Source organism: Alloalcanivorax dieselolei B5, assembly GCF_000300005.1.
GTDB lineage: Bacteria > Pseudomonadota > Gammaproteobacteria > Pseudomonadales > Alcanivoracaceae > Alloalcanivorax > Alloalcanivorax dieselolei.
On the sequence record NC_018691.1, the window covers coordinates 1938110 to 1962429 of the forward strand.

A 24320-nucleotide genomic window follows, 5' to 3' on the forward strand; every position below is an offset into this window, starting at 1 on the left:
CCTGTCGGTGGGCGGCGGCAATTAACGTCGTCGGAATGGACGATTATGAAAGCGCTCCGGGCCGGCCGCTGGATCGCGATAACGGTTCTGTCCCATGGAGCTCGTTCGATCCGACGATGGTAGCGGTGCCGGCAAGGGGTTTAATGGGGCAGGTCAGGCCATAACAAGGACAAGTCATGATTTTGCATTCCCGGCAGTGGATTGATCACTACATCGGCGAGGGGCGTTGGGGCCAACGCACCTTATTGGACCAGTTCGAACATAACCGCGACGCCAACCCGGACCGGGAAGCGGTGGTGGATCCGCCTGACCGGCCGGATCTGGTCGGCACGCCGGCCCGTTCGCTGAGCTATCGGGAGTTTGGCCAGGCGGTGGACGCCACTGCCGCAGAACTGATCCGGCGCGGGTTGGAAAAGGACGACATCGTGGTGGCCCAGCTCCCCAATATCTGGGAACTGGCCATGCTCTACCTGGCGGTGGCCCGCGCCGGCGGTGTCCTCACCGCGCTGCCGTTGCAATGGCGAGCCACCGATGTGGGCTATGTGGCGGAGCTCACCGGTGCACGCTTGTATATTGCCGCCGATCACGCCAAGGGCTTTGACTATATTGCCATGGGCAGGGCGCTGGGTTTCGAGCAGTGTCTGTCCCTGGCCGAACTGACCGCCATCGCCGAAGGGCCGGTGGGGCCGTTACCGCCAGTGACGGTGGACGCCAATGATATCTTCACTCTGTGCTGGACTTCCGGGACCGAGTCGCGGCCCAAGGGGTGCCCGATGAGCCACAACAGCTGGTTCTCCCATATCGGGCCGCTGATGCGGACCGCCGGGCTGCGGGAAGGAGACCGGCAATTGTGTGTGGCGCCGCTGGTCAACATGACCGCCCTGGGCGTCTTACGTATCCTGGCTGGTTTCCGCCGGCACCCTGGTTCTGCATCACCCGCTGACCATGCCGGTGCTGTTGGAGCAACTTTCCGAGCAGGACATTCACTTCACCATTCTGGTGCCGGCGGTACTGAACATGATCGCCAAGCTGCCGGACGTGGATCGGATTGATCTGTCCTCGGTGCGCGCCATCACCACTGGTTCGGCGCCGCCGTCACTGTGGACGTTACAAGAATTCAAGCGTCGCTGGGGTATCGAGATCATCAATATCTGGGGGCAGAACGAGGGCACCTGTCTGATCGCCGGGCCGGCGGATGTGCCGGAACTGGAGCGGCGGGTGGATCACCTGCCGTTCTGGGGCAAGCCCGGTTGCCACTGGCCGTCCGGTGTGGACGGGGTAAGCGTCAAGCTGCTCGATGACGAGGACCGGGAGGTGAGCGGGCCGGGAGACATCGGCGAACTGTGCTATCGGGCGCCGAGCCTGTTCGCCGGCTATTTCAAGCGGCCGGATCTAACCGAAAAAGCATTCACCGCCGATGGCTATTTCCGCACCGGTGATTTGTTCGTGATCCGGGATGACGCCCATGTCGGTTTCCATGATCGCAAAAAGGACATGGTGATCCGGGGCGGCTTCAATATTTCCAGCGCGGAAGTGGAGAACGCGGTGCAGGCGCACCCGGCGGTGCTGGACGCGGCGGTGATTCCGCAACCGGACGAAGTGATGGGGGAGCGGGTGTGTGTCTGCGTGGTGGCGCGGGAACCGGCGTCGCCGCCAACCCTTGACGATATTACCGGCTTCCTGCGCGAATCCGGCATGAGCCTCTACAAGCTGCCGGAGGCGCTGCGCATGGTCGATGCGATCCCCCGCAACCCGGTGGGCAAGATACTGAAACGGCAGTTGCGGGATGAGGTGGAGTAGGGCTGCTGCACCGGGTTCGCCAGCAGGGCTGGCTCCTACAGGTCATGCTACGAAGCTGCTGTAGGAGTTTGCCCTGCAAGCGAATTTCGCTCAGAAACGATACTCGCCGCCGTCGATGCCCTTCTGCACTTCTTCGCTGAGACGCTGGTAGCCGCTCTCGCCGGGCAGCAGCACGTAGACCGGATCGTCGTGCTTGTTGAGATCGTATTTCTCGTCCTTCAGCTTGTTTTTCTGGTGCTTGAAGGTGCCGGTGGTTTCCACGCCGTGATCGGTGATGCGCAGGAATACCGGAATGGCGTAGGGCGGCAACTCACGTTTGAGGTAGTCGAACAGGGCTTGGAAGTCCACATCATCATGAGGACGGTCCAGGCGCAGCTCGGCCATGCCGGCGCGGCCATTGGTGCCGGGGATTTCCACACCGTAAACCACCGACTCGACGACCACCTCGGCGCCATCCAGGATCTGTTCCACTTCGGTGGTGGAGACGTTTTCCCCTTTCCAGCGGAAGGTGTCACCGAGACGGTCGACGAACTGGGCATGACGGAAGCCAATGTCCCGCATCATATCGCCGGTGTTGAACCAGGCGTCGCCTTTCTTGAACACGTCGCGGAAGATCGCCTTTTCGGTTTTTTCCTTGTCGGTGTAGCCGTCGAACGGGGTCTTGTCGGTGATCTCACCGAGCATCAGGCCGGACTCGCCCTTGCTCACCTTGATCATGAAACCCTTGGCGTCGCGCACCGGCTGATCCGCTTCCTTGTCGTACTTGACGATGGCGTAACTCACCGGGGAAAAACCCACGGTGTTGTCGAAGTTGAACACGTTGGTGAAAGCCACGTTGCCCTCGGAGGAGGCGTAGAACTCTTCCACGCGTTCAATACCGAAACGCTCCTTGAAATCCTTCCAGATACTCGGTCGCAGGCCGTTGCCAACGATGGTGTGCACGCGGTTGTTGCCGTCGTCGGCTTTGCGGGGCTGCTCGTGCAGGTAACGGCACAACTCGCCGACATAACCGAACGCGGTGCAGTTATGTTGACGGATATCGTCCCAGAAGCGGCTGGCGGAGAAGCGGCGCGCCAGCACCAGGCCGCCGCGGGCGGCGATCACCGAGGCCCAGCAGATGACCATGCCGGTGGCATGGTAGAACGGCAGGGTGCAATACAGGCGGTCGTCCTTGTCCAGGCGCACGGCGGAATAGCCGAACGCCCCGAACGCTTTTTGCCAGCGGCCATGGTTGAAGACCACTGCCTTCGGCAGACCGGTGGTGCCGGAGGTGTAGATGTAGAACAGCGGATCCCTGAGGCGGCTCTGGTTGGTGCCGGCCGGGTTCTCGCTGGAGCAGTTCTGGATCTCGGTGGCCAGGTTCTTGTAGCCCTCGGGGGCTTCTCCCGGGTTTTGCAGTGTGTCGGTGTCGGCCAGGTAGAAGAAGTTGGTCTTCAGATCCAGATCGCCGCGGACTTCCTCGACGGCTTCGATCAGTTCCCCGCCGATGATGGCGGCCTTGGGTTCCACCAGATTGATGCTGTGGGTGAGCACTTTGCCACGCTGGGAGGTGTTCACCAGGGCGGCGCAGATACCCAGTTTGGCGCAGGCCAGCACCGTGGCCACCAGTTCCGGGCGGTTCTCGATATCCACCACCACGGTGTCGCCTTTCTTCAGCCCGATGGAGGCGAAGTAGTCGGCGATGCGGTTGGCCCAGGCGTTGAATTGCCGGTAGGTGAGTTCGGTGTCCTGATGGATAACGGCGATGCCGTTGGGGTTGGCGGCGGTGGCGGCCTCGAATTCGACACCCAGACCCAGCGGTTTGGTGGTGTCGGTGATCTTGCTCATCTTGGAGCCCTTCAACAGCCCGGGCAGATTGGCAACGATCTCGGGAACCTTCGACAGAATCTTCGGCAACGTAATGACGTCGGCGCTGCTCATGGCATCTCCACTCTCTGATTCTCTATGTTCTTGAAATACCCGGGTCGCGCCGGGAGTCCACTACCAGCAAAGGGCTGAAAAGGGCTTCTCCGAAGGCATGCCGCCACCGCCCCCGACAACGGAGGAAGGGCGCGTCGTGACCCGGAGATGACCAAATATTCGCGGCGAACAATCGTAAGTTGACCACCGATGGGCGCTACCATAACCGGCGCCCCGGAGGCGGGCAAGCGGTGATCGAACGGACCCATCGGTCACCGTCTTGATTGGTTAAAACATCGCCGGTCCCGGCAATGAAACCCCACGCCAGCCGCCATTCAAACACAGCCCCAAGGCCAGAGCATTTGCCCGGCCGCCGGGGGGCAACGCCATCAGGTCGGGACCACGTCCGCTTCCAGCACCACCAGCAGCTGCTGGCGCCGTACCTGATCGCCCACCGCCACCGCCACCTCGGTCACGGTGCCGTCGCAATCGGCCTTGAGCACATGCTCCATTTTCATCGCCTCCATGACGGCCAGCACCTGACCGCGCCGCACCTGCTCGCCGACGCTGGCGGACAGGCTCACCACGGCGCCGTCCATGGGCGCGCTCAGCCGACCGGAACCGGGGCCGTCCCGACCGGCGGCGGGCTGGTGGGTCAGGTCCTGAAACAGCGCTTTGTCGGTGCCGTGTTGCAGCCACAGCTGATCACCATGTCGACACCATTGAAAGCGGCGGCGGATGCCATCCACTTCGGCGATGACGGAGTCGTCGTCCACATCCTCCAGTACCACCGGTACGTCACCGCCGACACGGGGGCCCTGAAGAGTGAGCGTCCGGCTGTGCTCGCCACAGCCCAGTGTCAGTGGCTGCGCGCCCAGGGCGCTGGATTGCCAGCCGCGGCCCGGGCCGCTCCGGCGGCGATCCTGTTGCCGGGCGAACAGCAGCGCCGCCACCGACCACAAGGCATCGCCGGGTTGCGCCGGCGTGAGACTGGGGGCGTCGGCGAAATCGGCGCCAATAAAGGCGGTGGTGGCGTCGCCGGCGGCGAACACCGGGTGGCGTAAAATAGCGGCGAGAAAGGCCCGGTTGTCGTTGACCCCGCTCAGCACGGTGTCCTCCACCGCGCGCAGCAGCCGGCGCCGGGCCTCGTCCCGGGTGGCGCCGTGGGCAATGATCTTGGCCAGCATCGGGTCGTAGTGGCTGCCCACCTGGTCACCTTCACGCAGGCCATGATCCACCCGGACCCCTTCTCCGCTGGCCGGGCGCCAGCGTCGTATCGGGCCGGTTTGCGGCAGGTAGCCCTGGGCGGGATCCTCCGCATAGAGGCGGACCTCCATGGCGTGGCCGTTCAGAGCGACCTGATCCTGGGTCAGCGGCAGCGCTTCGCCGGCGGCCACTTTCAGTTGCCAGGCCACCAGATCCTGGCCGGTGACCAGCTCGGTGACCGGATGTTCCACCTGCAGACGGGTGTTCATCTCCAGAAAATAGAAATCACCGTCGGCGCCGAGCAGGAATTCCACCGTGCCCGCGCCCACATAGCCGCAGGCCCGGGCGGCGTTGACCGCCGCCTCGCCCATGCGCTGCCGCAGAGTCTGATCCAGGGCCGGGGAGGGGGCTTCCTCCACCACTTTCTGATGGCGGCGCTGCACCGAGCAATCCCGCTCGCCGAGGTGAACGACATTGCCATGGTGATCGCCGAAAACCTGAATTTCCACGTGGCGCGGCGTGCTCACCGCCCGCTCCAGGATCAGCTCGTCGTTGCCGAAGCTGTTACGGGCTTCCTGACGGGCGCTGTTCAGTTGCGCCGGGATCTCCGCCTCGTCGGTGACCACGCGCATGCCGCGTCCGCCACCGCCGGCGCTGGCCTTGATCATCAGTGGCAGGCCGATACGCCGCGCTTCTCGCAGCAGCGTGTCGTCACTCTGGTCCTCGCCCTGATAACCGGGCACGCAGGGCACCCCGGCCTCTTCCATGGCGATTTTCGACAGCCGTTTCGAGCCCATCAGCCGGATCGCGGCCACTGGCGGGCCGATAAAGGTGATGCCGGCGTCCTCGCAGGCCTGGGCGAAGTCGCCGTTTTCGGAAAGGAAACCGTAGCCCGGGTGGACCGCGTCGGCGCCGCTGCGGCGGCAGGCGTCGAGCAGCGCGTCGATGTTGAGGTAGGAAGCGGTGGCATTGGCCGGCCCGATACAAAGTGCTTCATCCGCCAGCCGTACATGGCGGGCATCGCGGTCCGCCTCGGAATACACCGCCACCGTGCGATAACCCAGGGCCCGGGCACTGGCGATGACGCGGCAGGCGATTTCGCCACGGTTGGCGATCAGAATTTTGTCGAAGCTCATGGCGTTGGTTTCCTTTGCTTTATGTCATCGCGGTTCTTTCTGGTATGGAGAGGAGCGCTGGTGTCTGGTAATTCGCTTGCACGCAACACGCAACACGCAACACATAAAAAGACATACTGGGGCAAAGACTTGTGGTTGCCCGGCGCTGCCGAGCAGTGTGTCGTTTCCAGGCCCGTATTCGCTGCAAGTATGGCGTGAAAGCGTGTTGCGTGTAGGCGTGCAAGCGAATTGCAGGCCCTGTGAACCGCTCGTCCGGCATCACGTCCAATCCGGTGCGCGTTTCTGTACGAAGGCCAGTGTGCCTTCCTGGCCTTCCTCGCTGGTGACGGCGTCGGCGAAGTCCCGGGCGGCCTGATCGAGCACCGCATCCAGCGGCTGCTCGTCCACGCTCAGTACCAATTGCTTGGTCACCCGGTTGGCGTGGGGCGCGCACCGGCGGATTTGTTCCAGCACCTGCCGCAACCGTTGCTCCAGCTCCTCGGTGGAATCGGCCACCTCGTGCACCACCCCGAGCGCCTGGGCGCCGTGACCATCGAAGCGGCCACCGGTGAGCGCCAGCCGGCGGGCCTGGGTCAGGCCGATGCGGCGCACCACGAATGGGGCGATTTGCGCCGGGATCACGCCCAGGCCGGTTTCCGGCAGCCCGAAGCGGGCATCACCGGCGGCCAGCGCCACGTCGGAGACGCAGGCCAGACCAAAACCGCCGCCGAGCACCGCGCCTTCCAGCATGCACACCAGCACCGCCGGCAACCGTTCCGCGCGGCTGACCATGGCGCCGAAACGCCGGTTCAGCGTGAAGAACGCCTGATCGTCACCGGCCGCCGCCTGCTGACGGGCGCCGGCCATGTCCTTGATGTCGCCGCCGGCGCAGAAATGGCCGCCGGCGCCACGCAACACCACGGCACGGACATCCGGATTGGCTTCCACCCAGTCGAAGACCGCCATCAGTTCATCAACCATGGTCAGGCTCATGGCGTTGCGGCTTTGCGGCCGGTTCAGCGTGACGGAGAGGGTGGAGCCGTCCCGGTTGAGAGTGATCGTTTCGGTTTCAGGTAGCGTCATGGTTGGTCTCGTTCGGTATTGTATTCGCTTACACGCATCACGCTTACACGCAACACGCGAAAAAAACGGCCAAACAAAGAGAGTGCCCACTTGATTTGCCGAGTAAGAAAGCCCTTCAGGCGGGTGTATCGCTGAATAAGCATGGCGTGCCAGCGTGTCCCTATCAGCGTTTCTTGCCCGGCAACGTGTTCATGGTCTTGCAGATGATACCGAGCATGATTTCGTCGGCGCCGCCGCCGATGGAACCGAGCCGGCCATCGCGGTAGAGCTGGCTGGCCGGGTTGTCCCACATGAAGCCGTTGCCGCCCCAGAACTGCAGGCAGGCGTCCGCCACCTCCCGGGCCAGCCGGCCCACTTTCAGTTTCGCCATGGACGCCAGTTGCAACACGTCCTGGCCGTTGATGTAGAGGTCACAGGCGCGGTAGGTGAGGGCGCGCAGCGCTTCCACTTCGGTTTGCAGTTCGGCCAGCCGGAAGTGCACGGTCTGATTGTCCAGCAGACTCATGCCGAACACCTTGCGCTCGCGGGCGTACTCGATGGTTTCGTTGATCACGTGTTCCATGCCCTTGAGGCTGTTGGACGCGGCGAACAGGCGCTCTTCCTGGAACTGCATCATCTGCATCATGAAGCCCATGCCTTCCTGGCCGATCAGATTGCGTTGCGGCACGCGCACGTTATCGAAGAACACCTGGGCGGTTTCCGAGGAGCGCATGCCCAGTTTGTCGAGCGGTTTATCCACGGTGATGCCGGCGGCGTCCTTGGGAACCACGATCAGGGATTTGTTGATGTGCGGCTTGTCATCGGAGGTGTTCGCCAGCAGACAGAAAAAGTCGGCGCTGGGCGAATTGGTGATCCACATCTTGGTGCCGTTGATGACGTAATCGTCGCCGTCTTTTTTCGCCGTGGTTTTCACCGCCGCCACATCGGAACCGGCCTGTGGCTCGGAAACGGCGATGGAGGCGACCATGTCACCGGCGATGGCGGGAGCCAGATAGTCCCGGCGCAACTGGTCGGAACCGAAGCGGGCCAGGGCCGGCGTCGCCATGTCGGTCTGCACGCCCACCGCCAGCGGCACACCGCCGCAATGCACCGTGCCCATCTCCTCGCTCATCACCATGCCGTAGGAATAGTCCAGCCCCATGCCGCCGTACTCCACCGGCTTGGTGACCCCGAGCAGGCCGAGATCGCCCATTTTCTTGAACACCTCATGAATCGGAAAACGGCCGGCCGCTTCCCATTCCTTCACATGCGGATTGATTTCCTTGTCGACGAATTGACGTACCGTGCGGCGCAGTTCTTCATGTTCTTGCGTAAACTTCATGACACACTCCTGCTTCGTGTTCTATTCGATTTGACTGACGTCCAGACTGATTCTTGAGTCGTTGTGTGTTTTTGTCTTTCGCTGTCAACTGTCCACTATCAACTGTCAACTTCATTCATAGTCGTGCCACGCCAAAGGTATTGGCATTCAACTTCCGGTGTTCGGCCTGACGGCAGATATCCAGAACATAGGCCAGCACCCGGCGGGTATCGCGTGGGTCAATGATGCCGTCGTCCCACAGATGGGCGGTGCCGTACAGCGCGGTGGATTGCGCGTCCAGTTTCTGCGCGGTGCTTTGCTGCAGCATCTCCAGCACGTTCTCATCCGGCTCGATACCGTTGGCCCGTTGTTTGGCCTCGGCGACGATGCGCAGCACCATGCCGGCCTGCTGGCCGCCCATCACCGCCACCCGGGAATTGGGCCAGGCGAAAATAAAACGCGGATCCAGACCCCGGCCGCACATGGCGTAGTTGCCGGCGCCGTAGGAGCCGCCGATGACGATGGAAATTTTCGGCACCCGGGCATTGGCCACCGCCTGAAGCATTTTCGATCCGTGTTTGATCACGCCGTTGTGCTCGGCGTCGGTGCCGACCATGAAGCCGGTGGTGTTGTGCAGAAACAGCAACGGCCGATTACTCTGGTCACACAATTGAATGAACTGGGCCGCTTTGGCCGCGCCGCGCGGGGTGATCGGTCCGTTGTTGCCAAGCACGCCCACGGGTTGGTCTTCGACGGCGATCCAGCCGCACACGGTGGCGGCATCCCAGTCGTTCTTGAAGTCGACGAAGTTGGAGTCATCGGCGATCCGCGCGATCACCTCACGCACGTCGTAGGGTTTCTTGGCGTCGCTGGGCACCACGCCAAGCAGTTCCTCTTCATCGTAGCGTGGCGGTGCCCAGTCATCGGCGGCCGGTGCATCGTCGCGCCAGCCGAGCACACCCATCAGGTCCCGCGCCTGGCGAATGCCATCCGCGTCGTCGTCGGCCAGATACTCGGCGGTACCGGCCACACCTGCGTGCATTTCCGCGCCGCCCAGGTCTTCGTCGGTGGCGATTTCGCCGGTAGCGGCTTTCAATAGTGGTGGGCCGGCGAGGAACATCTTGGCGCGATTACGGACCACGATGACGTAATCAGAAAGCCCCGGCTGATAGGCGCCGCCGGCGGTAGCGTTGCCGTGCACCACGGTGATCTGCGGGATGCCGGCGGCGGACAGACGTGCCTGATTGGCGAAGGTCCGCGCGCCCTCGACGAACACCTCGGCGGCGTAGTTCAGATTGGCGCCACCGGATTCCACCAGACTCACCACCGGCAGCTTGTTCTCCAGGGCGATGCGTTGCAGACGCAGCGTTTTGTGTAGTCCGGACGGGGTGATGGTGCCACCCTTGATGGCCGAGTTGGACGCCGTGACCAGGCAGCGCACGCCGGCCACATAGCCGATACCGGCGATGCTGCCGCCGCCGGCTTCGGTGCCGTCCTTGTCGTCGTGCATGCCATAGCCGGACAGGTTCATCAGGCTGAGGAACGGCGAGCCCGGATCGAGCAGACGGGCGACTCGCTCATGGGGCAATAGTTGACCCCGTTTTTCGAACTTGGCGCGTTTGGCTTCGGAGGCGTCCACCACGCCTTGCTCGATGGCGCGGAATTCTTCCACTGCCTTGAGCATGGCATCCCGGCTTTCGCGGAAGCTGTCGCTGTTCACGTCCAGGCTGGTTTCGAGTACGGGCATGATCGGGTCCTGTCGGTTGGCGCGGAATCAGTCTTGTTTGAAAATGGCGGGAGTGATGGCGCGGTGGAAACCGTCATAGGGTTCGCTGCGCTGGTGCTCCGGCAACGGGAAGATAGCCACGTTGCCCTGGCTGGCGCCGCCGTCGATACGCAGCGTGTCGCCGCTGATGAAGGCGGCGGCGTCGCTGAGCAGGAAGCAGATCGCCGAGGACACTTCCGCCTCCACGCCCATGCGTTTCAGCGGCACCGCGGAGCGCAGTGTTTTGAGAATGTTCTGAAACGCTTCCGGATAGGTGTCCATGCCGGAAGAGGCGATCCAGCCCGGAGCCACCGCGTTCACCCGTACGCCGCAGCATCCCCATTCCACCGAGGCGGTCTTGGTGAAGTTGTCCATGCCGGCGCGGGCGGCGCCGGAGTGCCCCATGCCCGGCATGCCTCCCCACATGTCGGCGACGATGTTGACGATGGCGCCGCCGTGCTGGTTCATGCCTTGTGTGAACACTTCCCGGGCCATCAGAAAGCCGCCGGTGAGGTTGGTTCGGATCACCGTTTCCCAGCCTTTCTGGCTGATCAGTGCCAACGGAGCGGGAAACTGGCCACCGGCGTTGTTGACCAGGCCGTGAACCTGGCCCACTGCCTGGTAAATCTGCGCCACGGTCTCGCGCACCCGTTCCTCCTCACGGATGTCGCAACTGAAATACAGGGCCTCGCGGCCGGTGTCCTGCTGTATTTCCCCGGCCACTTCTCGCAGCTTGTCTTCGCCGCGGCCGATCAGGACCACCCGGGCGCCGAGCGCCGCCAATTCATGCGCGGTGCAACGGCCGATACCGGAACCACCGCCGGTGACGATGATGTTGCGGTCGGCGAACAGGTTTTCCCGAAAGACGGAACGGTAGGGCATGGGTAAAGGTCCTTCAAAAGTGTGAGGTAAGCTGAAACGATGCGGTGCCTGGCAAGGGGTCGGACGTCTGACGTCAGACGTCCGACCCGCTCATAAGAAAACCATGCGCTCACAACACTCGCTCCGCGACGTCTTCACTGACCGCCACCGGCATGTCCAGCAGCTGTTGCGCGAACGCCTTGCCCTGCGGATCAATGCGCAGACTGGCGATACCGCCGCCGCCCAGGGCGTTGCGCAGCAGGAAATTGAAGGCGTGCATGCCGGACAGTTCCCAGCGGCGGACCGAGCCGGTTTCCGGATCGAGCACATGCCGCATATAGTCCGCCACCGCGGTTTCACTTAGTGCCGCGCGTAAATAGGGCAGGTAAGCCGGGTCCCGGGCGATAACGCCGATGTTGGCGTGGTTGCCCTTGTCGCCGGAGCGGGCCCAGGCCAGTTTCACCAACGGTACCTCGGTGTCACCGGAAGCGGTCTCGCCGCCCGCTTGCGGGGCCGGCTCCGTCGGCGGCTCGCCGGCGGGAATGGTCACCGGCAGGGTTTCGCCGTTGACGTCCACGGTGACCGGCACCTTCTGTTTGTCGATCAGGGTGGAATAAAGGCGAATGCGGGGCAGCGGCTTGGGCCGGCCGCCGACCAGACCGGACAGGCCCGGGGCCATGCCGGTGGCGGCCTGGGCGATTTCCCGGGCGAACAGACCCAGGGCCTTGCGGTCGTCGTGCAGGGCGGCGATTTTCACCACGACTTCGCGGCTGTCCTGGCGGCGCGCCTGATTGCCGTAGGTGGCTTCGCTGCCGAGGATTTCCACACTGACATCCCGGAACGGCGCCAGCCCCGCCTGTTTGAACTGCGCCGCCACCTTGCCGAGGATGGCGTCCGCCACCACCTGGCCCTTGGCGGGGGCGTCGATGCCGCCCATCAGGAAAGAGGCGGTGATGCGCTGGCCGTCGGGGTAGGTGGCGGACACCTTGTAGGTGTCGGTGGGGGCGAGCCCGCGCGCACCGCTGACTTTGACCCGATCCGGCCCATCCTGGGTGAGGGTGACGTTGGTGAAGTCACAGACTACGTCGGGAAGGATGTACTGGCGCGGGTCGCCGATCTCATAGAGCAGTTGCTCGCCGACGGTGGCGGGGGTGACCAGGCCTCCGGTGTCCGCCGGTTTGGTGATCACCACGGTGCCGTCCCGATGGCATTCGGCGATCGGGAAGCCCATGTTGTCGAAGCCGGGCACATCGCGCCAATCGGTGAAGTTGCCGCCGGTGCATTGGGCGCCGCACTCGATCAGATGGCCGGCCAGGGAGCCCTGGGCCAGCCGGTCATAATCGTCGTTGGCCCACTGGAACTCATGCAGCAACGGGCCCAGCACCAGCGCGGAGTCGGCGATGCGGCCGGTCAGCACCAGGTCGGCGCCGGCGTCCAGAGCGGCCTTGATCGGCAGGGCGCCGAGGTAGGCATTCATGGTCACGGTGATCGGCGGTAGTGCCGCGCCGGTGTCCATTTCCCGGCAGTCGGCGAATTCGGCCCGGCGTGGATTCAGATCGTCGCCTTCCACCAAAGCGATGTTCATTTCGACGCCGGCCTCGGCGAACGCTTTCCGCAGAGCATCGCGGCAAGCGCGGGGATTCACGCCGCCGGCATTGCTGATCACCTTGATGCCTTTGTCCTTGATCTCCCGGGCCAGCGGTGCCATCACCTGGGTGACGAAATCGTGGGCGTAACCGGCGTTGGCGTCCTTCATGCGCGCCCCGGCCATGATCGACAGGGTGACCTCGGCCAGATAGTCGAACACCAGGTAGTCGATATTGCCCTGGCGGACCAGTTGGAAGGCGGCGCTGTTGGTATCGCCCCAGAAACCGGCGGCGCAGCCGATGCGGGTCAGGTCGCTCATGGTGTTGTTCCTTCCTTCATTACAAACGGGCAAGTGGGCAAATGGGCCGGTAACGGAGTGGTTCAACACTACCAAGCAAGCGCTTGGTATGTAAATATGGGATCGGCCACGACCATTGACCGAAACGCTCAGGTCCGCGGCCGAATGGGCCAGCGGCATTGTCTGATGCCTAATTGTGTAATGCGTATAATGCCGTCCGATCAGGAGGAACCATGACACAAGCACGCGCTGTACACGGCATCGACGACAGCCCGCGGGGGCGTCTGCTCAGTGCCGCCGCCCAGCTGTTCCGAGACAAAGGGTATGAACGCACCACCGTGCGCGATATCGCCGCCGTGGTGGGGATCCAGAGCGGGTCCATTTTCCATCATTTCAAAACCAAGGAAGAGATCCTGTTCGCGGTGATGGAGGAGGTGATCCACTTCAATACCGAGCGCCTGCGCGCCGCCATCGCCGCCGAGAACCGCCCGGTGGAGCGGTTGCGGGCACTGGTGCGCGCGGAACTGACCGCCATTGTCGGTGATACCAGCGAGGCGATGACGGTGCTGGTGACCGAGTGGCGCTGCCTCAATACGGACAAGCAGCGCGAGGCGCTGGCCTTGCGGGACATTTATGAGCAGCTCTGGCTGGACGTGCTGGCGGATCTCCATAAGGAAGGCCGCTTCCGCGCCGATCCGTTCATCATGCGGCGGCTGATCACCGGCATGACCGGCTGGACCCATAACTGGTTTGATCAGTCCCGCCGTCTGTCGGTGGAAGGGCTGGCGGACCTGATCGTCGACCGGGTGGTGGGCGAGGGTGAGAGTGAGGAGGGCGCGGCGTGATCGGCAATGGCTTCGCCTGGGGACGTACCGGCTACACCATCATGGAAGAAGGAGAACTGGACCGTGCCACCTGGCAGTTGAAGGTCAGCCATTATCTGGTGGCCGAGCCCAGTGGCCGGACCGTGCCCGGGCACTTCACCCTGGAGCAGGCGAAAAAATGGATTGAAGAGCGGGAATCGGGGGCGGATTCCGGCTGAACAGGCCCTGAAACGGGCGTTTATTCGACAGTGCGACGAAAATATGAACGAACGGCCGGTTTTTTCGCAGAAAGCCGTTGACACTCCGGGGCCAATCCCTAAAATGGCGCCCACTTCGCAACGCGATGCGGGTGGTTAGCTCAGCTGGGAGAGCATCTGCCTTACAAGCAGAGGGTCGGCGGTTCGATCCCGTCACCACCCACCAGTTTCCCTAGTGGAAAGTTCGGAGCGGTAGTTCAGTTGGTTAGAATACCGGCCTGTCACGCCGGGGGTCGCGGGTTCGAGTCCCGTCCGCTCCGCCAATGTTTTTCATGATCTTAGCCTTTTTCCATGTATTAAGGAGCCGCATCGAGTGTTTCGATGCGGCTTTTTCTTTTGTGGCGCCAGGCCACCGCGGAACTTCCTTCCCTCCTGATGTTCTTATCCTGTAAGTGCCGCTTGCCCCTATAAGCACCGCTTGACCTCTGTCATGAAAGGGTCACCAAGAGGGCGCTAAAGTTGATCCGACAACCTTTGATTGGACAACTTTTGATTCGGCGATAGTGGATGAAACGTAAAGGAGAATAACCATGGATCATTATTTCGAAGAACGACTGCAGGAAAAACTGTGGCTGGAAACCCTGGAAGAGCTGGTTGAAGGCGACTGGGAAAACGACGACGACGGTGTGGAGCTCTGATCCCCCGTCGTCACCCCTCCGGCCCGATGGGCCAACCCCTCCCGATTCTGTGAAGCACTCAGCGTTCTGATTACCTTTCCCGAGCAACCCCTTTCTTTTACCTAAAAGCCGGTTCACACTTTTGTCGTAGCTGTCTGCGATCGGCAGATTGTGACGAGCCTGGTCACCTGACGGTCCGCAAGGCGGATAAAACGATAAAGACATGACCCGGGGAAGGCGAGATGGCGGGGTCCTCCGTTACCTCTGAAGCAATAGTGTTCTTTGCCGAGCACCACATCACCAAAAGCATGCTCTACGCCGACTTCGAGGCGATTCTGGATGGCATGGTGGGGGTGCCGGAGTTCGCTCGCAAAGAGATGCGCGGTGCCTACTGTCTGATCAACGGACAGTTGAAGGTCAAGGCGCTGGTGTTGTTTCTGATCGGCTTCGACGAAGACGGCATGGCCGATACCACCTGGAATATCCCGTTGCGCCACCTGGCCGAGCACGGTGGCCCCGGCCCCGACATGGGCAGCGGTCCGATCCGGCTGGCCTGCCGCAGCCAGTGCCCGGTGGCGTGGCACCAGGACCAGTTGTGGGATCCGTCGATGAAGCCCGGCGCCAACGATTTTGTCGCGGTGCGGGATCTGCTGCGCCAGCGCGGGCCGAAGATGGGCCTGGAAATGGACGAGGATCTGCCGCCGCCGACGGCGCCGCCGGTGCTGTCCGAGGAGGATATTCCCACCCTGGGCGCCGCCGAGCCGGATCCGGAACGGGTAAGACTGGCCCGCACCATCAAGGAGTTGCGTCTGCGCATCCATACCCTGGAGAGCGGACAGAAGGAAGAGATGGCGCAACTGCGCTATGCCCAGCAGCAGAAGGAGGAAATCCTCAATACGCAGCTGGAAAAGGTGCTGATGCAGTTCAAGACACTGAAGTCCCAGAACGCGGCGTTGCGCGAACAGAACAGTTCACTCAAGGAACAGCTGGAGGCGCTGCGCCGGGATCAGCAGGAGCAATCCCGCCAGGACCGCCAGCAGGGCAGTGAAACGGAGCGCCTGCGCCAGCAGTACCAGTTGGAACTGGAGCAGCGCCTGGAAGAAGAGCGGGCGCGCCTGTCCGACGAATTGCACAGTAAGGAAATGGAAGTGCTCAACCGGGACGATCTGATCGCTCAACTGCGCAAGGACGTGGCCGGCCTCAAGCATCAACAGATGAAAGTGAGCAACGCCGGCGGCGAGCAGATGCTGCGTAAACTGGAGAGCCTGGGGCTCAGTTTCATTGCCTTCCATCCCGGTGCCGGCCATGTCTCCATCGGCGCCGATCAGATTTCCGATTACATGGAAAACCCGCTGGCGTTCGCTGCCCGTAAATGCCTGGTGACCGAGGATCACTACCGTGTCTGGTTGGCTCACTATGAGAATCCGGTATGCCAGGTGGCGGTGGGGCCGGAGGCGCGCGCCTGCGGTAAAAGAGTGATCCGGGTGGACGTGCCGAATCAGTTCAAGCCGGGCGTGTCCGACTGTAATTCCAACCGCTGTCCGCACTGCCGTTCGGATGCCGCCATCGATAATGTGCTCAAGTTCCGGTAATCGTGCCGCGAACTGGTAAGTATCTTGCTTCAAGACTTTAAACAAACGCTAAGCGCCATGCCGGATCGCGCGGGTCGGGGGGACTCGCACGATCAAATAAAAAAGGGGGGGAAGCCATTCATGGCTCAAGAGTCCATCGATAAGCGTTTATTGCAGGCGTTCGTGCCAGTCAATGCGCTGTCCAACGATCAGCTCGACTGGCTGCTGGATCAGCAGGAAGTCTGCCGTTACGAACCCGGCGATATTCTGTTCCGTCAGGGCGATCGCGATAACGCCACCATCTATCTGCTCAGCGGTGACGTGGAATTGTTCAACGAGAGTGGGCAGCGCGGTGTGGTGCGGGCCGGGGATGCCGCGTCCTGGCATCCGCTCGGTCACTTTCAGCCACGCCGGGATGACGCCCGGGCGCTGACCGAGGTCAGCGTGGTGCGTTTCGACAGTTTCCGGCTGGACACCATTCTGTCCTGGGATCAATCCGCCGGTTACGTGATTCTCGACATCAATGCCAACGCCGCTTATCAGCATGACCGCGACTGGATGATCCGGTTGCTGAAGTCCAATCTGTTCCACCGGGTGCCGCCGGCCAACATTCTGGAAATCTTCCGCCGCCTGCACGCCCGCCGCTGCAAGGAAGGCGAGGTGATCATCCGCCAGGGCGAGGAGGCGGATTGCTGCTACATCATCAAGGAAGGGGTCTGCGAGGTGTCCATCGAACTGGGTACCCCCGGGGTGGCGACGCCGGTGGCGATGCTGGAGGAAGGGCAGTGGTTCGGTGAGGAGGCATTGCTGTCCGGCACGCCGCGTAACGCCACCATCACCATGGCCACGGACGGGGTGCTGATGCGGCTGGGGCGGGACGATTTCGACGCACTGCTGCGTGAACCGATTATCCATACCCTGCCGGTGGACAAGGCCCGGGATAAGATCGCCGCCGGCGCCCGCTGGCTGGATGTGCGCACCGGCGACGAGTTTGACCGCCATCGGCTGTCCGGAGCCGCTAATATGTCGTTGAATGTGCTGCGCCTGAAGTCGCGGTTGCTGGACCCGAAACAGGCCTACGTGGCCTACTGTGATACCGGTCGGCGTAGCGCCACGGCGGCATTTTTGTTAAAAAACGCAGGCTTGGACGTGTTCGTGCTGGAAGGCGGCCTCAACGGCAACGCCGATCATCTGCACGAGTATCTCGAATAGCCCGTCCCGGGGATCCGGGGCTGGGGCCCAACCCGGGACTAATGTGGCGCAAGACAAATTTCGTAATATCGGCCTGATTGCCCGTTCCGAAAGCGAGCAGGCGCTGTACTCCATGCGCCAGCTGATTCACTTTCTGCACGGTCGCGACTGCACCGTCATTCTGGAAAAGGACATCGCCGGCAGTCTTCCGGAGATGGGACTGCAGGCGGCCAGCGCCGCTCAGATGGGCGAATCCTGTGATCTGGTGATCGTGGTCGGCGGCGATGGCAGCCTGCTGGGCGCGGCCCGCACCCTGGCCCGTTACGACGTGCCGGTGCTGGGGGTGAACCGTGGCCACCTGGGATTTCTCACCGACATTCTGCCCTCGGAAATCGAATCCCGGGTCGGTCAGGTGCTGGATGGCGAATACACCACCGAACGCCGCTTTCTGCTGGATATGGAAGTGCGGCGCGGCAATCTGGTGATGGGCGAGGGCAGTGCTCTCAATGACGTGGTGCTGCTCTCCGGTGACAGTGTCCATATGATCGACTTCGAGTTGATCATCGACGGCCATTTCGTCTATGGGCAGCGCTCCGACGGCCTGATCATCTCCACGCCCACCGGCTCCACCGCCTATGCCCTGTCCGGTGGCGGCCCGATCATGCATCCCCGCCTGGACGCCATGGTGCTGGTGCCGATGAACCCCCACACCCTGACCAGCCGGCCGCTGGTGGTGGACGGCAACAGCGAAATCAAGATCCAGATCACCACCGAGAAAGTGAAGCCCCTGGTGAGCTGCGACGGCACTTCCGGGGTGCGATTGCAGCTGGGCGACGTCATCGCCATTCGCAAGAAGCCCCACCGTTTGCAGTTGATCCACCCGCCGGGGCACGATTTCTATCAGGCCTGCCGTTCCAAACTGGGCTGGAGCACCCGTCCGGGGGATAATTGATGGCCGACCGCCGTCCCACCCATGTCACGACCCGAGAGGGATGATGAACTTTTCCAATTTCGAGCAGTTGATTGATTCCATGACCCTGGAAGTGTGGCACGGTCTGCGCCGCGCCGTGGAACTGGGGCGCTGGCCCGATGGCCGCCGGGTTTCCGCCGAGCAGCGTGAGCTGTGCCTGCAGGCGATCATCGCCTGGGAAACCAAGAACCTGCCGGAACAGGAGCGTACCGGTTATGTGCCTTCTCACTGCAACAGCAGTGAGGCGGACAGCGAGCAGCCGGTGGACCTGCAACCGGCACCCGAGCGGAAAGGAGAGCACTGATGCGTGATGGCAGCCCGGCCAATGTCACCCGCCTGGCGGATTATCTGCCGCCGGCCTATCTGGTGCCACGAACCCATCTGGACGTGGACATCCGCGACGGCCACACCCTGGTCACGGCGACCCTGACGCTGGAGCGCAATCCGGCCCGGGACGACCGGCCAGAGGACCTGGTGCTCGACGGTGAGCATCTGGAACTGTTGTCGCTGAGTCTGGACGGCGCTTCGCTGCCGGCCTCCCGCTATCGCGAAGCGGACGGCCGTCTGACCGTATTCGCGGTACCGGAGTGCTTCGAACTGACCTCGGTGGTGCGCATCGAGCCGGAAAAGAACACCGCTCTGGAGGGGCTGTATCGCTCCAATGGCATGTACTGCACGCAATGCGAGGCGGAAGGGTTCCGCCGCATCACCTGGTTCCCGGATCGTCCGGACGTTCTCAGCCGCTTCACCACCACGGTGCGGGCCGACCGCGAGCACTACCCGCTGCTGCTGTCCAACGGTAACCCGGTAGCCAGTGGAGAAGAGCCCGAAGGCAAAGAGGAGGGCGGCCGACACTGGGTCACCTGGGAAGACCCGTTCCCCAAACCCTGCTATCTGTTCGCCCTGGTGGCCGGCGATCTGGCCTGCCTCAAGGACACCTTCACCACCACGTCCGGGCGTGAGGTGGCGTTGCATCTGTATGCCGAACACAGGGATCTGGACAAACTCGATCACGCCATGGTGTCACTGAAAAAAGCCATGGCTTGGGATGAGCGGGTCTACGGCCGTGAGTACGACCTGGATATCTTCCAGATCGTCGCCGTCAGCCACTTCAATATGGGCGCCATGGAAAACAAGGGGCTCAACATCTTCAACACCGCCTGTGTGCTGGCCCACCCGGCCACCACCACCGATGCCGCTTTCGAGCGGGTGGAATCGGTGGTGGCCCACGAGTATTTCCACAACTGGAGCGGCAACCGCGTCACCTGCCGGGACTGGTTCCAGCTCAGCCTCAAGGAAGGCTTCACCGTGTTCCGCGATCAGGAATTCTCCTCGGACATGAATTCGCGGGCGGTGGTGCGGGTGGAAAACGTGAACTTCCTGGTCAACCACCAGTTCCCGGAAGATCAGGGCCCGCTGGCCCACCCGGTGCGCCCGGCGCAGTATCAGAAGATCGACAATTTCTACACCCTGACCGTGTACGAAAAAGGCGCGGAAGTGGTGCGCATGCAGCATGAGTTGCTTGGCGCCAGGGACTTCCGCCGCGCCACCGATCTGTACTTCGAGCGGTTCGACGGGCAGGCGGTGACCTGTGATGATTTCGTCGCCTGCATGGAAGAAGTATCCGGACGTGACCTGAGCGGCTTCAAGCGCTGGTACAGCCAGGCCGGCACCCCCATCGTCAGCGCCGAGGACCGCTACGTGGATGGGCTCTACAGCCTGACGCTGAGCCAGCACACCCCGCCCACCCCGGGACAGGCGGACAAGCAGCCGCTGATGATCCCGGTGAAACTGGCGCTGCTGGACCCGCAAGGCAAACCGCTGGCGCTGAACGATCAAGGCGATACCGAAACCGTGGTGATTTTGGAGCGGGCCACGCAGACCTTTTCATTCCCGCTGCCGGTCAAGCCGACGCCCTCTCTGCTGCGTGGCTTCTCGGCACCGGTGATCCTGCGCTACGACTTCGACGAAACCCAGCTGCAGACACTGCTGGCCCACGACAGCGACGGTTTCTGCCGCTGGGATGCCGCCCAACGCCTGTACTTCTCGGCGCTGGCGCGCATCATCGAACAGGGCGAGAGCGCCGAGCAACAACTGGAACGGCTGCGCCCGGCCCTGGAAGGGGTGATCCGGCGCGCCGCCGAGGATCCGGCCCAGGCCGCGCTGCTTTTGACCCTGCCCACCGAGACCGCCATCGGTGACCGTCATTCACCGCTGGATCCGGCCCGGGTGCACCGCGCCGCTCATGCTTTCAAGGTGGCGCTGGGACGGGCTCTCGGCGAGGACTGGCGGCGTCTGGCCGAGTCCCTGCGGGAACCGGAATATCGCGCCGACGGTGATGCCATGGGCAAACGCCGCCTGCGCATGCTGGCGCTGGCCTACCTGGGCCTGGCCGAAGCCGACGGTATTGCTGACTACCTGCAACGGACCTTCCGCGACGCCGCCTGCATGACCGAGGAAATCGGTGCCCTGGGCATTCTGGTGAGCAACGGCCTGGACGGCGCCGAGACGGCGCTGGAGCAGTTCGCCGAGCGCTGGCGGGACGAAGCGCTGGTGATGGACCAGTGGTTCGCGGTACAGGCGGCGGTACCCGGGCCGGCCACGGTGGCGCGGGCGAAGGCGTTGATGTCCCATCCCGCCTTCGAGTGGACCCTGCCCAACCGGGTGCGGGCGCTGATCGGCACTCTGGTCAACGGCAACCCCTCGGCATTCCACGCCGAGGATGGCAGTGGCCATCGCCTGTTCGCCGAGGCTCTGAAGACATTGGACGCCATTAATCCGCAGATCGCCGCCCGGCTCGGTAACGGCGCCGCGCGGCTGGATCGTCTGCGGGAGGACCTGTCGACGTCGCTGCGCACCGCGCTGAGCGAAGTGCGTGAAGGAGCCTCCGCCAACCTGGCGGAAGTGCTGGATCGTATTCTCGGAGCCTGATGAGACGCTATCCGCTGCTCTTGCTCGCCGGGCTGGCCCTCGGGCTGGCGGTGGAGCCGGTGCGGGCGGCGGTGAGCGAGCAGGAGGCGCGGCGGCTGTCGTCGGATCTGACCCCGCTGGGCGGCGAACGGGCCGGCAATACCGAGCCGCTCTCATCGCCGCGGGCGATCCCTCCCTGGCGCGGTGAGGGCTGTCGGGTGCCGGCGGCGGATCAGCCGCTGTTGCGCATCGACGCCGACAACCTCGCCGAGTACGAGGCGGACCTGCCGCAGGGCGTGGCGGCGATGATCCGCCGCTATCCCGACAGTTTTTACCTGCCGGTCTATCGCAGCCGCCGCACCGCGACGGCGCCGGATTGGGTGTATCGCAATACCGCCGCCAACGCGGTGCGGGCGACGCTTTCCGAGCGCGGCGTTGCGGGCGCGTTCGGCGGTATCCCTTTCCCCATTCCGCACGGCGACGCCAGTGACCGTGGCCGCCAGGCGATGTGGAATCATCTGTTGCGCTGGCGTGGCGTGTTCATGGAACGCCAGTCCAGTCAGTTGTCGGTGCGCGCCAGTGGCGGCTACCGCCGCGTCAGTTCCCGGCAAAGTCTGTATTTTCCCTATTACGATGAGCGCTTCGACGCGGAGCGCATCGGGCCCCGTTATCTGTACTACTACTCGCGGATACTGGCACCGGCACGGCTGGCCGGCGGCGCGGTACTGATGTACGACACTCTGGATCCGGCGCGGATGCCGCGCCAGTCCTGGGGCTATGACGTGGGGCGGCAGCGTGTGCGGCGGGCGCCGGAAATCGCCTACGACGCCGTGCTGGCGGGCAGTGATGGCCTGAGCACCGTCGACGACGCGGATCTGTTCAACGGGGCATTGGACAAATACCACTGGCGTTTGCTCTATCCGCAGCCGGTGGAGCGCTTCATTCCGTACAACAATGGTTTCCCTATCGATCTGGAACGGGAGGGTGAATCCCTGCGCCCGGGGCATTTGGATCCGGCGGGGACGCGCTGGGAAAGACACCGGGTGTGGGTGGTGGAAGGGCGCCTGCGGGAAGGCGAGCGGCACCTTTATCCGCGCCGCCGTTTCTATATCGACGAGGACAGCTGGCAGATCGCGGTGGCGGACCAGTACGACCTCAGCGGCGCGTTGTGGCGGGTCAGTCTGGCTTACAGCAAATGCTATCCCCGGCTCCCGGCGGTCTGGACCGCCCTGGATGCCTATCATGACCTGCGTGAGGGCCGCTACCATTTGCGCTTTACCGAGACCAGAGAACCCGGCGGCCTGGCGTTTCCGAAAACACTGCCGGACGAACGGGATTTCCTGCCTTCCGCCTTGCCCGACCTGCGCTAGGGGAAAAGCGTCGGGCGCAAACCGGGCAGGGCGGCGCGGTTCCCGATATAATCCCCCGCCGTTGTCGCCCACGAAGGAACCGGAACCCCCATGCTGTATTCCCTCGCCCGTCCCCTGTTGTTTTCCCTGTCCGCCGAACGCAGCCATGATCTGACGCTGGCGGCGCTGCGCCACGGCGCCGGCAAGCTCTATCCGGGCCGGGTGCCGGACCGGCCGGTGCGGGTGATGGGGCTGGATTTTCCCAACCCGGTGGGGCTGGCGGCGGGGCTGGATAAAAACGGCGATTGCATCCGCGGCCTGGCGGATCTGGGTTTTGGTTTTCTCGAGATGGGAACGGTGACGCCACGCCCGCAGCCGGGCAATCCGCGGCCGCGTTTGTTCCGGTTGCGCCGCTCCCGGGCGGTGATCAATCGCATGGGGTTCAATAACAAAGGCGTGGATTACCTGGTGGAGGCGGTCCGTGGCAGTGGCTACAAAGGCATCCTCGGCATCAATATCGGCAAGAACAAGGACACGCCGATGGAACAGGCGGCGGACGACTACCTGCACTGCCAGCGCAAAGTTCATGCCCTGGCCAGCTATCTGGTGGTCAACGTGTCCTCGCCGAACACACCGGGCCTGCGCGAGCTGCAGCATGGCGAAGCGTTGAACGCGCTGCTGGGAACGCTGCGCGAGGAGCAGAGCAAGCTCGACCAGCGCAATGGCTGGAAGGTGCCGCTGGTGGTCAAGATTGCCCCGGACAGCAGCGACGAGGAACTGGCGTCCATGGCGGAAGCCTTCGTCCGTCACGGCATCGATGGCGTCTGTGTCAGCAACACCACTTTGGAACGGCCCGGTATCGCCGGCGAGCCGCACGGTGACGAGCAGGGCGGTCTCAGCGGCGCCCCGTTGAAACCGATCGCTCACCGCGCGTTGGACGTGGTCAGCCGTACTTTGAACGGCCGTGTGCCTCTGATCGCTGTCGGCGGCATCATGAACGGCGAGGACGCCCTGGAAAAACGACGTCTCGGTGCCGATCTGGTGCAGATCTACAGTGGGTTGATATATCGGGGCCCGGAACTGATCGGCGAGATCGCCCGGGCCTGGCCGAAGGGCTGAGGCGTAAAGATCGTGAACAGGTTCTAAAGAAAAGGGCCCGGGTGGGGCCCTATGGGGTCGGCACCAAGGGTGCCGGCGCTGTGGAGAACGGGTTGTTTTATCGGTTCATCATATCCGGTTCATTTCCCCCTTTTCTTCAGCGGAGATCCTTGAGGTTGTGGATGCCGGCGACACCCACCAGGCCATGCAATTGATCAACGTGTCCTTCCCGCCATCCGTTCAGCCAGCTGCTGCGGGCCTGCAAAGCGTCGAAGGGACAAAAGTCTTTGGATTTTCCTTTATAACCGGCCTGGTATCCGCGGCTGTAGGCCCGCTCCTCACGACTCCGTTTCTGTCTTTTCATGGACACTTTCCTCTTTCCTTCATCGTAGTGACTGGGAATATCCTGCTGATCCTCTCTGTGTCACAATGCGCCGCCTTCTCCGGCGGGTTGGGCGAGCCATTTATTGTCCCTGGCTCAAAGGCCCGTGATGCCGGTGGCGAACACGAGTGATCAGGTATTGGTAGTGCCTTGACCCGCGCCTGTTATCGCGCAAGCCGTTCTTCGAGTATGGGAAAGGGGGCAGCCCGTGTCGAATAACGAACGGCAATATGTGAC

Annotated in this window: 19 protein-coding genes and 2 tRNA genes; 13 read left to right on the top strand and 8 right to left on the bottom strand. The window is 63.1% G+C overall.

Annotated features, from left to right (window positions below; all coding sequences use genetic code 11):
- Positions 1 to 176: 176 nt before the first annotated feature.
- Together B5T_RS08795 and B5T_RS23745 are read left to right on the top strand one after the other, a co-directional pair.
- Positions 177 to 1052 (top strand): AMP-binding protein, encoded by an 876-nt coding sequence (locus tag B5T_RS08795; RefSeq protein ID WP_014994143.1) that lies wholly within the window; start codon positions 177 to 179, stop codon positions 1050 to 1052.
- Positions 946 to 1800: a class I adenylate-forming enzyme family protein gene (locus B5T_RS23745; protein WP_268237313.1), complete on the top strand. Its 855-nt coding sequence runs from the start codon at positions 946 to 948 to the stop codon at positions 1798 to 1800. The genes B5T_RS08795 and B5T_RS23745 overlap by 107 nt, the downstream gene beginning before the upstream one ends.
- A 90-nt stretch (positions 1801 to 1890) precedes the next feature.
- Here B5T_RS23745 and B5T_RS08800 read toward each other — a convergent pair whose 3' ends face one another.
- The 7 genes from B5T_RS08800 to B5T_RS08830 form a co-directional block, all read right to left on the bottom strand.
- A complete protein-coding gene (locus tag B5T_RS08800) occupies positions 1891 to 3720 on the bottom strand; it encodes a long-chain-acyl-CoA synthetase (protein ID WP_041716955.1) in 1830 nt (609 codons plus the stop codon).
- A gap of 368 nt (positions 3721 to 4088) precedes the next feature.
- A complete protein-coding gene (locus B5T_RS08805; protein WP_014994144.1) occupies positions 4089 to 6041 on the bottom strand; it encodes an acetyl/propionyl/methylcrotonyl-CoA carboxylase subunit alpha in 1953 nt (650 codons plus the stop codon).
- Between the two features lie 258 nt (positions 6042 to 6299).
- Positions 6300 to 7103: an enoyl-CoA hydratase/isomerase family protein gene (locus tag B5T_RS08810; protein ID WP_014994145.1), complete on the bottom strand. Its 804-nt coding sequence runs from the start codon at positions 7101 to 7103 to the stop codon at positions 6300 to 6302.
- A 163-nt stretch (positions 7104 to 7266) separates the two neighbouring features.
- The gene (locus B5T_RS08815; protein WP_014994146.1) at positions 7267 to 8424 is read right to left on the bottom strand and encodes an acyl-CoA dehydrogenase family protein; all 1158 of its coding nucleotides are present in this window, start codon (positions 8422 to 8424) and stop codon (positions 7267 to 7269) included.
- 115 nt (positions 8425 to 8539) lie between these two features.
- Complete coding sequence (locus B5T_RS08820; RefSeq protein ID WP_014994147.1) at positions 8540 to 10150, bottom strand: acyl-CoA carboxylase subunit beta; 1611 nt, start codon at positions 10148 to 10150, stop codon at positions 8540 to 8542.
- A gap of 27 nt (positions 10151 to 10177) precedes the next feature.
- Complete coding sequence (locus B5T_RS08825) at positions 10178 to 11050, bottom strand: SDR family oxidoreductase (RefSeq protein WP_014994148.1); 873 nt, start codon at positions 11048 to 11050, stop codon at positions 10178 to 10180.
- Positions 11051 to 11159: 109 nt separating this feature from the next.
- Positions 11160 to 12935: an acyclic terpene utilization AtuA family protein gene (locus B5T_RS08830; protein WP_014994149.1), complete on the bottom strand. Its 1776-nt coding sequence runs from the start codon at positions 12933 to 12935 to the stop codon at positions 11160 to 11162.
- A gap of 212 nt (positions 12936 to 13147) precedes the next feature.
- On the opposite strand from B5T_RS08830, the gene B5T_RS08835 reads away from it, so the two are divergent.
- From B5T_RS08835 to B5T_RS08885, 11 genes are all read left to right on the top strand, one after another.
- Positions 13148 to 13759 (top strand): TetR/AcrR family transcriptional regulator, encoded by a 612-nt coding sequence (locus B5T_RS08835; RefSeq protein WP_014994150.1) that lies wholly within the window; start codon positions 13148 to 13150, stop codon positions 13757 to 13759.
- Positions 13756 to 13956 carry a hypothetical protein gene (locus B5T_RS08840; RefSeq protein ID WP_014994151.1) on the top strand — a complete coding sequence of 67 codons (201 nt, stop codon included), beginning with the start codon at positions 13756 to 13758 and terminating at the stop codon, positions 13954 to 13956. The genes B5T_RS08835 and B5T_RS08840 overlap by 4 nt, the downstream gene beginning before the upstream one ends.
- A 129-nt stretch (positions 13957 to 14085) precedes the next feature.
- A tRNA-Val gene (locus B5T_RS08845) sits at positions 14086 to 14161 on the top strand.
- Between the two features lie 20 nt (positions 14162 to 14181).
- Positions 14182 to 14258 (top strand) — tRNA-Asp (locus B5T_RS08850).
- A 596-nt stretch (positions 14259 to 14854) separates the two neighbouring features.
- Positions 14855 to 16204 (top strand): coiled-coil domain-containing protein, encoded by a 1350-nt coding sequence (locus B5T_RS08855; protein WP_041716956.1) that lies wholly within the window; start codon positions 14855 to 14857, stop codon positions 16202 to 16204.
- A gap of 120 nt (positions 16205 to 16324) precedes the next feature.
- On the top strand, positions 16325 to 17395 hold the full coding sequence (locus B5T_RS08860) for a cyclic nucleotide-binding domain-containing protein (protein ID WP_014994153.1): 1071 nt from the start codon (positions 16325 to 16327) through the stop codon (positions 17393 to 17395).
- Positions 17396 to 17438: 43 nt separating this feature from the next.
- Positions 17439 to 18326, top strand: a complete 888-nt coding sequence (locus B5T_RS08865; RefSeq protein ID WP_014994154.1) for an NAD(+) kinase — start codon at positions 17439 to 17441, stop codon at positions 18324 to 18326.
- 43 nt (positions 18327 to 18369) lie between these two features.
- Positions 18370 to 18648, top strand: a complete 279-nt coding sequence (locus tag B5T_RS08870; protein WP_041716957.1) for a YeaC family protein — start codon at positions 18370 to 18372, stop codon at positions 18646 to 18648.
- Positions 18648 to 21275 carry an aminopeptidase N gene (gene pepN, locus B5T_RS08875; RefSeq protein WP_014994156.1) on the top strand — a complete coding sequence of 876 codons (2628 nt, stop codon included), beginning with the start codon at positions 18648 to 18650 and terminating at the stop codon, positions 21273 to 21275. Before B5T_RS08870 ends, pepN begins: the two co-directional genes overlap by 1 nt.
- Positions 21275 to 22624, top strand: a complete 1350-nt coding sequence (locus B5T_RS08880) for a DUF1329 domain-containing protein (RefSeq protein ID WP_014994157.1) — start codon at positions 21275 to 21277, stop codon at positions 22622 to 22624. The genes pepN and B5T_RS08880 overlap by 1 nt, the downstream gene beginning before the upstream one ends.
- A gap of 90 nt (positions 22625 to 22714) precedes the next feature.
- A complete protein-coding gene (locus B5T_RS08885) occupies positions 22715 to 23722 on the top strand; it encodes a quinone-dependent dihydroorotate dehydrogenase (RefSeq protein ID WP_014994158.1) in 1008 nt (335 codons plus the stop codon).
- Positions 23723 to 23858: 136 nt separating this feature from the next.
- Here B5T_RS08885 and rmf read toward each other — a convergent pair whose 3' ends face one another.
- On the bottom strand, positions 23859 to 24065 hold the full coding sequence (gene rmf, locus B5T_RS08890) for a ribosome modulation factor (RefSeq protein ID WP_041716958.1): 207 nt from the start codon (positions 24063 to 24065) through the stop codon (positions 23859 to 23861).
- Positions 24066 to 24320 lie beyond the last annotated feature (255 nt).

What these genes read in the sequence shown, in the direction of transcription:
- B5T_RS08805 (WP_014994144.1), bottom strand. Translation starts at nt 6,041, where the DNA reads ATGAGCTTCGACAAAATTCTGATCGCCAACCGTGGCGAAATCGCCTGC.
- B5T_RS08870 (WP_041716957.1), top strand. Translation starts at nt 18,370, where the DNA reads ATGAACTTTTCCAATTTCGAGCAGTTGATTGATTCCATGACCCTGGAA.
- pepN (WP_014994156.1), top strand. Translation starts at nt 18,648, where the DNA reads ATGCGTGATGGCAGCCCGGCCAATGTCACCCGCCTGGCGGATTATCTG.
- B5T_RS08825 (WP_014994148.1), bottom strand. Translation starts at nt 11,050, where the DNA reads ATGCCCTACCGTTCCGTCTTTCGGGAAAACCTGTTCGCCGACCGCAAC.
- B5T_RS08860 (WP_014994153.1), top strand. Translation starts at nt 16,325, where the DNA reads ATGGCTCAAGAGTCCATCGATAAGCGTTTATTGCAGGCGTTCGTGCCA.
- B5T_RS08880 (WP_014994157.1), top strand. Translation starts at nt 21,275, where the DNA reads ATGAGACGCTATCCGCTGCTCTTGCTCGCCGGGCTGGCCCTCGGGCTG.
- B5T_RS08885 (WP_014994158.1), top strand. Translation starts at nt 22,715, where the DNA reads ATGCTGTATTCCCTCGCCCGTCCCCTGTTGTTTTCCCTGTCCGCCGAA.
- B5T_RS08835 (WP_014994150.1), top strand. Translation starts at nt 13,148, where the DNA reads ATGACACAAGCACGCGCTGTACACGGCATCGACGACAGCCCGCGGGGG.
- rmf (WP_041716958.1), bottom strand. Translation starts at nt 24,065, where the DNA reads ATGAAAAGACAGAAACGGAGTCGTGAGGAGCGGGCCTACAGCCGCGGA.
- B5T_RS08800 (WP_041716955.1), bottom strand. Translation starts at nt 3,720, where the DNA reads ATGAGCAGCGCCGACGTCATTACGTTGCCGAAGATTCTGTCGAAGGTT.
- B5T_RS08815 (WP_014994146.1), bottom strand. Translation starts at nt 8,424, where the DNA reads ATGAAGTTTACGCAAGAACATGAAGAACTGCGCCGCACGGTACGTCAA.
- B5T_RS08810 (WP_014994145.1), bottom strand. Translation starts at nt 7,103, where the DNA reads ATGACGCTACCTGAAACCGAAACGATCACTCTCAACCGGGACGGCTCC.
- B5T_RS08830 (WP_014994149.1), bottom strand. Translation starts at nt 12,935, where the DNA reads ATGAGCGACCTGACCCGCATCGGCTGCGCCGCCGGTTTCTGGGGCGAT.
- B5T_RS08820 (WP_014994147.1), bottom strand. Translation starts at nt 10,150, where the DNA reads ATGCCCGTACTCGAAACCAGCCTGGACGTGAACAGCGACAGCTTCCGC.
- B5T_RS23745 (WP_268237313.1), top strand. Translation starts at nt 946, where the DNA reads ATGCCGGTGCTGTTGGAGCAACTTTCCGAGCAGGACATTCACTTCACC.
- B5T_RS08855 (WP_041716956.1), top strand. Translation starts at nt 14,855, where the DNA reads ATGGCGGGGTCCTCCGTTACCTCTGAAGCAATAGTGTTCTTTGCCGAG.
- B5T_RS08795 (WP_014994143.1), top strand. Translation starts at nt 177, where the DNA reads ATGATTTTGCATTCCCGGCAGTGGATTGATCACTACATCGGCGAGGGG.